The organism is Kitasatospora sp. NPDC054795 (assembly GCF_053611565.1).
Window position 1 is genome coordinate 1 of sequence record NZ_JBSHAP010000048.1, and the last position, 11,182, is coordinate 11,182.

An 11,182-nucleotide genomic window follows, 5' to 3' on the forward strand; every position below is an offset into this window, starting at 1 on the left:
CCTCCGCATCCGGTGGGGCCCGACGCAATTCCGACCCCGTCCAGCAGCGCCTCGACGCGCGGGCGGGCGGGCGGGTTCACGAGGCCTCTCCTCTCGCGGCCACGGCCGCCGCCGGAAGTCCCGGGTGCGGTCCGGACGGCGTGCCCACCGTGGTCCCGTCCAGGGCATCACCCGGAGCCCGGAGCGGTCGTCGGCGCGCAGGAGGAGAGGCGGCCGGGAACCTGCTTCCGACGGCGTATCAGCATCCCTGAGGGAACCCCGAGGAGGCTTCCGGTGACACCCGCCCGCCCGGCGTCGGCGTCAGCAGCCGATGGAGCGCATGGTGACGCTGGTGAAGTGGGTGCCCGAGGGCGCGTAGAGGGTGATGGCGCGGGACTTGCCCTTGCCGCCGGCCCAGTCGCTGTCGACGCGGCCGCCGTTGGAGAGGTTGCCGCGCACGTACGGACAGCGGCCGTCCGCCTTGGTGTCGTGCACCGTGCCGACGACCTTGGTGTTGTAGTTGCACCACTTGCCGTTCGCGTAGCCCTCGCCGGAGCCGATGCTCCAGTTCTGGGTGCACGAGTCGGCGGGCGGCGCGGCGTGGGCGACGGTGGCCGGGAGGAGCAGGGCGGCGAGGGTCAGAGCGGCGACGGCGGCTCCGGGGACGGCGAGACGGCGCTTGGACATGGCGGTACCTCCACACGGGTGCACGGTGGACATCCGGGCCGGGGCGTCGGGCGGCGCGCGGCGCACGACACGCGCGGCACGTCCGGCCGCCCGCCCGGCGGTTCGTCGAGCGTGACGTAGTCGAACAACACTAGTCAACCTGGGAGTTGGGGGGTGGAGGCAGCATGGCGCCCCGGGGGCACCGGGCCGGTACGGGCGACCCAAGGGGTACGTCCCGCACCATGGGGGTGGGGTCGCCGGCCCGGATCGGTGTACGAACCCAGTGCGGGAGTTCGGCTGCGGCGGGGGCGGGGAACGGCCTCCACCCCCGCCCTCAGGCCCGGTCCTCCCGCTGCGCCCGGTGGGCGGCGACACGGACGCGGGTGGCGCAGCGCGGGGTGCAGTAGCGCTGCGCGGTGCGGCGGCCGGTGTCGATGAAGAAGCGTTCGCAGCCCGGGGCGGCGCAGCGGCCCCAGGCGCAGCCGCCGCGTTCGCCGAGCCACAGGCCGAGGGCGAGGGCGGCGGTGGAGAGCAGCCAGTGGGTGAGGCCGGCGTCGGCGGGGGCGCGGGTGTGCAGGGACCAGGGCCGGCCGGGGAGGCGGACCAGGCGGGGGCGGGCCGGGTGGCGGTCGAGCAGAGCGTTGATCAGTTCGGCCGCCCGGTCCGGGTCGTCCGTGTCGAGGACGGCGATCACCTCGACGGTGGCCTCGCGCAGTTCGCGGGCGTCGGCGTCGGTGAGCCGGAAGGGCGGGCCGCCGTGGCGCTCCAGGAGGGCCTGGAGTTCGGCGGCGCCCGCGCCGGGGTCCTCGCGGACGGTGTTCGCGAGCTCGGTGAGGAAGTGGAGACCGCGGGGGTTGCCGCCGCCGTCGCTGCCCTGGAGCCGGGTCATGGGGTCGCCTCGACATGTCGATGGGGTGCCGTCCGGATCATGGTAACTTCAAAAACTCCCATTAGGCGTTACCGAGGAGTGGTGGCATGCAATTCCCGGAGACCACGTCCGTGCTCGTCGTCGGCGCGGGACCGGTCGGCCTGACCCTGTCCGTCCTGCTGTCCGGCCACGGCGTGCCGCACCTGCTCGTCGAGGCGCACCCCGGCACCTCGCGCCACCCCAAGGCCCGCGGGGTGTCGGCACGTTCGATGGAGGTCTTCCGGCGGTGCGGCCTGGAGGAGGCGATCCGGCGGGCCGGGCTCCCGGCCTCCCAGGTGTACTTCTACCGGGGCCGCACCCTGGTCGACCCGGACTTCGTCCGCACCGGCCTGGCCGGCGGCCCGGCGGAGAGCGCCGAGCGCACCCCCTCCCCGGGGCTGATCTGCTCGCAGGACGCCCTGGAGGCCGTCCTGCTGCGGCGCGCCCGCCGACTCGCCCCGGGCGGCGTCCGGTTCGCCACCCGCCTGCTCTCCTTCACCCAACGGGACGGACACGTCCACGCCCTGCTGGAGGACCGGGACTCCGGCGAGCGCCGCACCGTGCGCGCCGACCGGCTGGTCGGCTGCGACGGCGCGTCGAGCACCGTCCGCGAGGCGGCCGGGATCGCGATGACGGGGCCGACCGGCCTCGGCCACTACCTGAGCGTCCGCTTCGAGGCTCCGCTCGGCGAGGTCGTCGCCGACCGCGCCAGCGCCTCGTACTTCCTCACCGAACCGGGCCGCGGCGGCTTCCTCGCCGTCGACAACGACCGGCAGTGGATCTACCAGTACCCGTACGATCCCGAACGCGAGGACGCCGCCGCCCTGTCGGCCGACCACCGGGCGCTCACCCGGCTGGTCCGGGACGCCGCTGGGCTGCCCGAGCTCGCGGTCACCGTCCAGGACACCATGACCTGGCGGATGGACGCCCGCCTCGCCGACACCTACCGCTGCGCGCGGGTGCTGCTCGCGGGCGACGCCGCCCATGCGGTGCCGCCGACCGGCGGGCACGGCATGAACACCGGCATCGGCGACGCGGACAACCTCGCCTGGAAGCTCGCGGCGGTCACCGCCGGGACGGCCGGCGAGGCACTGCTGGACAGCTACGAGGCCGAACGCCGCCCCGTGGCCCGGCAGGTCGTCGACATCTCGCTCGCCAACTCCCGCGCCCGGGCCGGCTATCGGATCGACGACGAACTGCTGCTCACCGCCGCCTACCGCTCGACGGCGGTCCTCACCGACCCGGCCGACCCCGCGCTCCCACCCCTGGACCCCGGCCTCTCCGGCCTCGAACACCCCGACGGCACACCCGGCACCCGCCTGCCCCACCTGCGGCTCGCCGGCCCGCCCGGGGCCGCGTCCACCCTGGACCTGGTCGGGCCGGGCTTCACCCTTCTCACGGCCACCGGGGACACCGCCTGGCAGCGGCAGGCGGCCACCGCCGCCACGGCAGGACTGCCGGTCACCGTGCACGCACTGCCGACACCCGACCGGTCCGGGGCCGCCGGCCTCCCGCCCACCGGCGCCGTCCTCGTCCGCCCGGACGGCCACATCGCCTGGCGGGCACGGCAAGCTCCCGCCGAGGACGGGCGGCTGCTCACCGTCCTGCGACGGGTGCTGTCCGCGTCGGACACCGGAGCCTCCGAGTGGCGATCTTCTGATGGACCGTCATAACATTTCGGCCGCACGGGGGAACGGAACAATCCGCCCCGCCGTCCTAGCGGACGCGGAGCGCCCGCGCCGGTTCGATCCAAGGGGGAATCGCTGTGGTGGAATCCTGGCTCGCGGTGGAGGCCGACGGCCCCGATGCCGTCCTCGACCTGCGCGACTGGCTGGTCGGCGAACCCGCGCTGCGCGGCCGGGTTCGCGTCGCCACGGCCGCTCCCCGCCCCGGCGAACTCGGCTCCTGGTCCGACACCCTGGTCGTCGCGGTGGGAGCGGGCGGGGCGCTCACCACCCTCGCCGCCTCGCTCAAGATCTACCTGGCCCAACCCCGCAGCAGCACCGTCAGACTCAAGACCGTCAAGCCGGACGGCACCCGCACCGAGGTGACCGCCGAGCACATCGCGCGTTCCGACGTGGAGTCCGTGCTCAAGGCCGCCCTGCACTCCGAGCCGCGGTACACCGGTCCGGGCCTCCCGGCCCCGGCGGACCCCGACGCCCGGGACACCGGAATCCGGGACACCGCCGCCCGGAACACCGCCCGCAGGACCGACGACGCCTCGGCCTGACCGTGTTCCGGCTTCCCGACGCCTCGCGCTCGTGGGCCGTACTGATCGGCACCGCGCACTACTCGCACCAGGACGGGCCCCCGGACGTAACGTCGATCACCAACAACGTGCTCGACCTCCGGGACGTCCTGAATGAGGGAGAACCGGGTGCGTTCGCCCCCGAGCGCAGCATCACCGTGCTTGACCCGCGGCAGCCCAGGGATCTCGGACTGCCGCTACTGAAGGCGGCCGCGGCCGCCGAGGACGTGCTCCTGGTCTACTACTCCGGCCATGGCCTGATCGGCTCCAAGAAGGGGGAGCTCTACCTCGCGCTCACCGAGACCGACCAGAACATGCCCTCCCTGACGGCCTGCCCGCTCGACGTCGTCCGGGAAGCCTTCCAGGCCAGCCCGGCACGCGTCCGGGTCCTCGTCCTCGACTGTTGCTTCTCCGGCCGCGCGGTCGCGGGCGGGCTGGCCGGCGGCACCCCGCCCGTGGCCGAACAGCTGGAGATCGCCGGCGCGTACACCCTGGTCTCGTCGCCGCCCAACTCGCCCTCCCACTTCGAGGAGGGCAAACGGCACACTGCCTTCACCGGCGAACTGCTGCGCGCGCTGCGCAACGGCGTCGAGGGAGCCGGCCCCGAGGGGGTGTCGCTGGGCGCGCTCTTCCCCCACCTGCGGCTCGCGCTTCGCTCACGCGGGTGGCCGGAGCCGGAGCAGTGCGGCACCGACACCGCCGCCAACCTGATCCTCAGCCGCCCGCGCACCGGACGCCCCGGCCGACCAGGGCGGGCCGAACCCCCCGACACCCGCCAGGGGCCAGTCACCGAGCGGGAGCGCCTCCAGTCCCTCGTGGAGGCCGGGCGGCGCCTCGGCCGAGGCGGCCACGCCCGCTCCGCCGCCTCGGAACTGGGCACCGTCCTGGACGAAATGACCCAGGTCCTGGGCTCCGACGACCCGGACACCCTCGCCGGGCGCATCGAGTACGCCCAGTGGCTGGGCACCGCCGGCCAGGCCCGCGAGGCACTCGACCTGTCCACGGCGGCGGTGGGCGCGCTGACCCGGGTGCTCGGCGCCGACAACCGGGTGACGCTCGTAGGTCGCGCCCAGCTCGCCCACTGGACCGGCGAGACCGGACGGCCCGCGGAGGCGGCTCGCCTCACCGGCGAGGTGGTCACCGACCTGTCCCGCACCCTCGGCCCGGACGACCGCGAGACCCTGCTGGGTCGGGGCAGGCACGCGCACTGGATCGGGGTCTGCGGCGACACCGGCTCCGCCGCGCAGCTCACCGACCTGCTGGTGACGGACCTGCGCCGGGTCCTCGGCTCGGAGGATCGCGACACCCTGGTCGGCCGGATCAACCAGGCCCAGTGGACGGGACGCTCCGGCCAGGCCCGGCAGGCCGTCCGCCTGCTCGACTCCCTCGTCCCCGACCTGTACTGGCTGCTCGGTGCCGACGATCCGCACACCCTGGTCGGCCGGGCCAGGCTCGGCCAGTGGACCGGCCTGTCCGGTTCGCCCAAGGGCGCCCGCGGGCTGTTCGCCGCCGTGGTCCCCGACCTGAGCCGGGTCGCCGGACGGGACGCCCGCGAGACGCTCCTCGCCCGCAGTCAACACGCCCACTGGACCGGCGAGGCCGGCGACCCGCGAACGGCGATCGGCCTCTTCCGCCAGCTCCTCGACGACCTGGACTGGATCCTCGGCGAACAGGACCGGGTGACCCTGGTCAACCGGGCCCGGCTCGCCCACTGGACCGGCGCCGACGGGGACGTCCGCACCGCGCTGCGCATCTTCCACGAGGTGCTGCCGGAACTGCGCCGAACCCTCGGCCCCGACCACCCCGAGGTCCTCGCGAACGAGGCCCTGCTGGCTCGCTGGCGGCGGCGGGCGGACCGGCGGCTCCGATCGGAAATCCTCTTCGGACGCGGGCACCGCACCACCGACCGGCGGGGCCTGGGGAAGTGGAGCGATGGCTGAACCCGACGACTGGACCGGTTTTCCCGGCGAGCTGACGCCCCTCACGGACGGCGACCGCCGGGAACTGGGCGGTTACCAGTTACTGGGCCGCCTCGGCGCGGGCGGCATGGGCATCGTGTACCTCGCCCGCTCGACCACGGGCCGCGCCGCGGCCGTCAAGGTCCTACGCCCGGAACTGCTGAGCGTGTCGGACCTCAAGGAGCGCTTCCGCCGCGAGATCGCCGTGGTGTCGCGGATCCCCGAACAGTTCACCGCCCCGCTCCTGGACGCGGAGGCCGACGAGAACGGCGCGTGGATGGCCACGGCCTTCATCCCGGGGCTCTCCCTCCAGCAGAGCGTCGATGCCTTCGGCCCGTTCCCGACCGAGTCGCTGTACGCACTGTGGTACGGACTCCTCAGCGCCCTGGACTCCGTTCACGCCGTCGGTGTCGTGCACCGGGACCTCAAACCGTCGAACGTCCTGCTCACCGGCCAGGGCCCACGGCTCATCGACTTCGGGATCTCGCTGCTGGCCGGCTCGACCCGGCAGACGTCCACCGGCATGATCGTCGGCACCCCGGGCTACCTGGCCCCGGAACAGATCACCGCGCAGCCGGTGAGGCCCGAGGCCGATGTCTTCGCCCTCGGCGCGGTCATGGGCTTCGCGGCGACCGGCGCGCCGCCCTTCGGCGGGGAGAACCTCGTCAGCTCGATCTACACCGTGCTGCACGAACCACCCCGGATCTCCTCCCTGCCCGAGGACCTGGACGGCTGGGTCCGCGCCTGCCTGAGCAAGGACCCGGCGCACCGGCCGACCGTCGACAGCCTGATCGGAGCGCTCTCCACGTGGCAGGTCGCCGCCGCACGGCAGCAACTCGCCCACGGGGACTGGCTGCCCGACGCCGTCTCCCGCGCCACCCTGCGACGGGCCCAGCTCGTCCTCGACCTCGATCGCCCCTACCAGCCCCGCCCGGCCCGGCCACCGGAGCCGCCGACCGAACCGCCCACCGCCGAGACCCTCCGGCGCCCTGCCCCGGGAGGACCGACCGTTCGGCTACGACCGCCCGCGTGGTCGACCGGGGTGATCTCCCTCCCACCGCCACCGGACCCGCCGACCGTCCACCTCCGCAGCCCGGGAGGCCAGCGGCCACAACCCGGCGCCGCGCTCGGCCCCGCCGACCCGCCGCCCGCCCTGCCGCCGCCCCCGCCCACTCCCCCGCCGGCGCCCGCGCCCGCCTACCTGCCCGTGGTGCTGTCACCGCCCCGGCCCCCGGATCCCGGCCCGGCCCCCGAGGTCCTGCTGCGCACCTTCGCCGCGCCCATGGAGGCCGAGCTCCCGCCGCCACCGCGCGGCGGCTTGCGCCGCCGCTGGTTCCGACCCTCCTCCTGGCGCGCCCGGGGATGAAACCCTGGCCCAGGCCGGCGTCGTGGTCGGCGACGCCGCCGCCGAGGGCTCCTGGCCCTGCCCCCGGCGCGGCCCGCCGTACGGGGTGAAGTACGCCTGGGGGAGGTGGACTTCGAGCTCACCCCAACCCCGGGGAGGATGCCGGGCAGCACCTCCGGTGGATGCCGCGGTCGGACGCCCACCGGCAGACTCGGCAAGAGGGGCGCCGACGCGCCCCCGACAGGGGAGGGAAGCGGACATGACGCCAGATCCGCGCACATCGAGGGCCGGCATCCGCTCGGCCGCCGCACTCCTGGCCGCCACCGCGCTGCTCGGCGCCGGCGCCACGACGGGCTCTGCCGCGCCCTCGGCCGGAGTTCCAGTCGTGATCCAACCCACGGACGAGGAGAAGGAGTTCATTCCGGACCGTGCCGAGTCCACCGCGCTGCGCACCACCTTGCGGGGCATCGTCGACGCCGGCTCCTCGGCCGCCGTAGGCGAGGTCCGCCAGGACGGGCGGACCGCCTGGCGCGGGCGCGCCGGGGTGGCCGACCCGGTCACCGGAGCGGCGGTTCCCGCGCAAGCCCGGTTCAGGATCGGCAGCGTCACCAAGACCTTCGTCGCCACCGTCGTGCTCCAGCTCTCCGCCGAGCGGCGCATCGCCCTGGACGACCCGGTCGACGCCCGCCTTCCCGACGCGGTGCCCAACGGCGCGGCCATCACTGTCCGCCAACTGCTCAACCACACCAGCGGGTTGTACAACTACACCGATGCTCCCGGCATGGATCCCCAGGACGAGGACCAGTACCGCAGCTGGCTGGCCGGACCGCGCTGGCACACCTACCGGCCTGCCGACCTGCTCGCGCTCGCCAACGGCCGCGCCCCGTACTTCCCGCCGGGGCAGGGCTGGCACTACTCCAACACCAACTACCTGCTCGCCGGCCTGCTCATCGAGAAGGTCACCGGCCGCCCCTGGCAGCGGGAGGTCGAGCAGCGGATCATCCGGCCACTGGGACTTCGCGACACCACCATGCCCGGCCTGTCGCCGCTGCTGCCCGGCCCCCACGCCCACGGCTACGTGAAGCTCTCGACCGGACCGGTGGACGTCACCGAGCTCAACCCGTCCGTCATGGGCGCCGCCGGGCAGGGCATCTCCAGCGCCGCCGACCTCAACCGGTTCATCGCCGCCCTCCTGGACGGCCGACTGCTGCGCCCCGCCGAACTCGCCGAGATGACCAGGACGGCGGACGCCGGACCGGGACGCGGCTATGGGCTGGGGCTGGCCCGTTTCGACACCCCGTGCGGGGTGTTCTGGGGCCACAGCGGAGACCTCCCCGGCTACTCGACGATGGCCGCCGGCACGGCCGACGGCCGACGCCAACTCGCGCTCTCCCACAACCCGTTCGACCGCTCCGATCCGCGCGCCGCCAAGACCGCCGTCACCGCATTCCTCACCACGGCCGCCTGCGGGACCACCCCCGGGCGGTGATCCGCGGCCCGGGCGCGGCAAGCAGGGCGCCGGCGGCCAGGATCAGCGCCCGGTGGTGACGACCATGCGGAAGCGGGCCCGGCCGCCGGCCATCCTGGCCACCGCAGCCGCGGTCTCCTCCAGCGGCACCTCCTCGATCCACGCCCGCACGCCGGTGCGGGCGGCGAAACGCAGGGTGTCCTCGGTGTCGACGGCCGTACCCGAGGAGTGGCCGTAGACCCTCCGGTCCCCGGTGATCAGCTGCAGCGGGCTGATCGAGAGGGCGTCGGCGGAGACGCCGACGACGACGAGCTCGCCGCGCCGGCCGAGCCCGTCGACGACGGCGGACATGGCGTCGGCGTTGGTGACCGTGGACAGGACCACCTTCGCGCCGCCGAGCGACCTCAGGGCCCCGGCGACGTCGCCGGCGGTGCTGTCGATGTAGTGCTCGGCGCCGAGCTCGTGCGCCAGCGGCTCCTTCTCCGCACCGCGTGCGACGGCCACCGTACGAAAGCCCATCGCGCGGGCGAACTGCACCCCCAGATGGCCGAGCCCGCCCAGGCCCAGGACCGCGACCGTGTCCCCGGGCCCGGCGGCGGAGCGGCGCAGGGCGTTGAAGACGGTGATCCCGGCGCAGGCCAGCGGGGCCGCCTCGGCGGCGGTCAGCCCGTCGGGGATCGCGGCCAGGGCCATGGCCGGAACGACGACACTGTCGGCGTATCCGCCGGGGTAGGCCGCCCCGGGGACCTGCAGTTCGGGGCAGTGGATGGCGTCACCCGAACGGCAGGCGTCACAACGGCCGCAGCTGCCGCCGTACCAGCCGACGGCGACCCGGTCACCGACCTTCCAGCCCTCCACCCCCTCGCCGAGGGCGTCGACGCGGCCCGCGATCTCATGACCGGGGGTGACCGGGAACGTCGTGCCCGGCAGGGCGCCACCGGCGATCAGGAGGTCGGAGTGGCAGACGCCGCACGCCTCGACGGTGACGCGCACCGCCCCGCGCCCCGGCTCGCGTACCGGCACCTCGGACAGTTCGGGCGCCGCCCCCGGGGCTGCGACCAGCACGGCGCGCTGCAGGCCGTCGGAGGAGGTGGACGAGGTGGACGAGGTGGCAGCCATGGTGGAGAACCCTTCCGTACGGAGTCGAAGATCGAAGGCCGAAGATCGAAGGCCGAAGGCCGGAAGTCGGAGGCCGGAAGTCGGAGGCCAACGGCAGGCGGCGGGCGGCGGGCGCCACCCGCCCCGGCGCTCCCACCAGCTTCGTCCCTCCGCCGCCGTTTGTCCGCGCACGCCCGCTGCGCCGATTCCCCGGCCCGGCGGGCGTCATCGGACGAAAGGCCGCACCGCGGGTGTCCCCGGCGGCGAGAATGTGGTCCGCGTCCCGCTGGGAACGGTCCCGACCCCGAGGAAGGCTTGTGATGACGCAGAGCGCACCCGACTTCGCCGAGCTGTTGAGGGGCGCCACGCGCTCCGCCGTGCACCTGGAGATGCGCGACACCTACTCGGTCGGCGAGGAGGTCGAGCCCTTCGACCGCTTCAGGAGGACCGGCGAGGTGGACAACGACCCGAATACATCGTTCTGGCCGACGTGGATCCCCCTGGTGGAGGACGCGGTCTCCCGGGGTGTCGTCCTGCGCCGCGCCCGGATCGTCTCGGAGCCGGTGACCGACTACATCAGGTACGAGCACGCCGTCACCCCCGTGAACCTCGCGGCCGGCGAGCAGGTCCGGTGGCTTCCCCGGAGCCGGGCATCGACCATCGCCCTCCCGGGCAACGACTTCTGGCTGATCGACCGGCGACTGGTGCTCTTCCACTGGTTCACGGGCGACGGCGACTGGGCGGGCCACGCCTTCACCGAGGACGAGGCCGCGGTGGAGCTCTGCTCCGCGGCCTTCGAGGCCGTCTGGGCGGCAGGCATCCCCCACCAGGAGTTCACCGTCTGACTCGGCCGCGAGCACCGGACGCCTGCCGAGCCCTCCTCCCGCGCCCGACCAGAAGGAGCGACTCGGCCGTCAACTGACGTCGAGTCGTTCCAGGAGCTCCTGTCGCAGGTCCGGCGCGGTCGTCAGGCGCACGACATCAGGGGCGTCCAAGTATCCAACGGCGATGACCCGGCCGTCCGCACTCCAGGTGCGGACGGCCGCGGCCAGCCTCTCCGCGCCCAGCGCCCAGGCCCAGCCGAGGTCCCCCGGATGGAGTTGCAGCGACGTCCGGTCGTCCTGCCATGCACGGAGCGCCTCCACGGCCCCGGTCAGGCCGTCGACGCCTGGCTCGTCCAAAACGATCGTCATGTCCCCGCATCCCGCACCACCGCGGCGACCGGCCCACCCGATTTTCACCCGGCCCGTCAGATCGACAGGACACGACCTGGTCAGTGGCGGTGGTGGTGGTCGAATTGCGCGGGGTTGCCCGGCGAGGCGGTGGCGAGGAGGACGAGCCTTCCAGGGACCTGCGGGTGACCACCGTCGAGCGGAGCAGCGGCAGCCGGTCCGGCCTGGGCCACCTCACGGAGCCCGAGCCTCCTTCGGCCCCGCCGCGCTCGGCGCGAGCGCGGCGGGCGAGGTCGAATGCCGGACCGCCGGACCGCCGGGCCGAGTCGGACCGAGAGGGC

The 11,182-nt window shown here is 74.4% G+C and carries 10 protein-coding genes; 6 read left to right on the plus strand and 4 right to left on the minus strand.

Annotation, left to right across the window (positions count from 1 at the left end):
- Window positions 1-300: 300 nt before the first annotated feature.
- Together ACWGJO_RS18840 and ACWGJO_RS18845 are read right to left on the minus strand one after the other, a co-directional pair.
- Window positions 301-666, minus strand: a complete 366-nt coding sequence (locus tag ACWGJO_RS18840) for a hypothetical protein (RefSeq protein ID WP_452185118.1) — start codon at window positions 664-666, stop codon at window positions 301-303.
- Between the two features lie 313 nt (window positions 667-979).
- Window positions 980-1,534: a CGNR zinc finger domain-containing protein gene (locus ACWGJO_RS18845; RefSeq protein ID WP_452185120.1), complete on the minus strand. Its 555-nt coding sequence runs from the start codon at window positions 1,532-1,534 to the stop codon at window positions 980-982.
- Between the two features lie 86 nt (window positions 1,535-1,620).
- Between ACWGJO_RS18845 and ACWGJO_RS18850 the strand changes: the two genes are divergently transcribed.
- The 5 genes from ACWGJO_RS18850 to ACWGJO_RS18870 all read left to right on the plus strand — a co-directional run bounded on the left by ACWGJO_RS18850 (window position 1,621) and on the right by ACWGJO_RS18870 (window position 8,592).
- On the plus strand, window positions 1,621-3,225 hold the full coding sequence (locus ACWGJO_RS18850) for an FAD-dependent monooxygenase (RefSeq protein ID WP_452185122.1): 1,605 nt from the start codon (window positions 1,621-1,623) through the stop codon (window positions 3,223-3,225).
- Window positions 3,226-3,317: 92 nt separating this feature from the next.
- Window positions 3,318-3,782, plus strand: coding sequence for an effector-associated constant component EACC1 (locus ACWGJO_RS18855; RefSeq protein WP_452185124.1), 465 nt, complete (start codon window positions 3,318-3,320; stop codon window positions 3,780-3,782).
- 2 nt (window positions 3,783-3,784) lie between these two features.
- Window positions 3,785-5,740: a caspase, EACC1-associated type gene (locus ACWGJO_RS18860; protein ID WP_452185126.1), complete on the plus strand. Its 1,956-nt coding sequence runs from the start codon at window positions 3,785-3,787 to the stop codon at window positions 5,738-5,740.
- Entirely contained in the window at window positions 5,733-7,124 is a 1,392-nt protein-coding gene (locus ACWGJO_RS18865) for a serine/threonine-protein kinase (RefSeq protein ID WP_452185127.1), read from the plus strand. The genes ACWGJO_RS18860 and ACWGJO_RS18865 overlap by 8 nt, the downstream gene beginning before the upstream one ends.
- A 238-nt stretch (window positions 7,125-7,362) precedes the next feature.
- Entirely contained in the window at window positions 7,363-8,592 is a 1,230-nt protein-coding gene (locus ACWGJO_RS18870) for a serine hydrolase domain-containing protein (RefSeq protein WP_452185128.1), read from the plus strand.
- Between the two features lie 42 nt (window positions 8,593-8,634).
- Here the strand turns inward: ACWGJO_RS18870 and ACWGJO_RS18875 are convergent, their stop codons facing one another.
- Entirely contained in the window at window positions 8,635-9,690 is a 1,056-nt protein-coding gene (locus ACWGJO_RS18875) for an alcohol dehydrogenase catalytic domain-containing protein (RefSeq protein WP_452185130.1), read from the minus strand.
- A gap of 299 nt (window positions 9,691-9,989) precedes the next feature.
- Here ACWGJO_RS18875 and ACWGJO_RS18880 point away from each other — a divergent pair, with 299 nt between their 5' ends.
- On the plus strand, window positions 9,990-10,514 hold the full coding sequence (locus tag ACWGJO_RS18880) for a DUF6879 family protein (RefSeq protein WP_452185132.1): 525 nt from the start codon (window positions 9,990-9,992) through the stop codon (window positions 10,512-10,514).
- A gap of 69 nt (window positions 10,515-10,583) precedes the next feature.
- Here the strand turns inward: ACWGJO_RS18880 and ACWGJO_RS18885 are convergent, their stop codons facing one another.
- Window positions 10,584-10,862 carry a hypothetical protein gene (locus ACWGJO_RS18885; RefSeq protein WP_452185134.1) on the minus strand — a complete coding sequence of 93 codons (279 nt, stop codon included), beginning with the start codon at window positions 10,860-10,862 and terminating at the stop codon, window positions 10,584-10,586.
- Between the last annotated feature and the right edge of the window lie 320 nt (window positions 10,863-11,182).

What these genes read in the sequence shown, in the direction of transcription:
- ACWGJO_RS18840 (WP_452185118.1), bottom strand. Translation starts at nt 666, where the DNA reads ATGTCCAAGCGCCGTCTCGCCGTCCCCGGAGCCGCCGTCGCCGCTCTG.
- ACWGJO_RS18885 (WP_452185134.1), bottom strand. Translation starts at nt 10,862, where the DNA reads ATGACGATCGTTTTGGACGAGCCAGGCGTCGACGGCCTGACCGGGGCC.
- ACWGJO_RS18880 (WP_452185132.1), top strand. Translation starts at nt 9,990, where the DNA reads ATGACGCAGAGCGCACCCGACTTCGCCGAGCTGTTGAGGGGCGCCACG.
- ACWGJO_RS18870 (WP_452185128.1), top strand. Translation starts at nt 7,363, where the DNA reads ATGACGCCAGATCCGCGCACATCGAGGGCCGGCATCCGCTCGGCCGCC.
- ACWGJO_RS18865 (WP_452185127.1), top strand. Translation starts at nt 5,733, where the DNA reads ATGGCTGAACCCGACGACTGGACCGGTTTTCCCGGCGAGCTGACGCCC.
- ACWGJO_RS18845 (WP_452185120.1), bottom strand. Translation starts at nt 1,534, where the DNA reads ATGACCCGGCTCCAGGGCAGCGACGGCGGCGGCAACCCCCGCGGTCTC.
- ACWGJO_RS18850 (WP_452185122.1), top strand. Translation starts at nt 1,621, where the DNA reads ATGCAATTCCCGGAGACCACGTCCGTGCTCGTCGTCGGCGCGGGACCG.
- ACWGJO_RS18875 (WP_452185130.1), bottom strand. Translation starts at nt 9,690, where the DNA reads ATGGCTGCCACCTCGTCCACCTCGTCCACCTCCTCCGACGGCCTGCAG.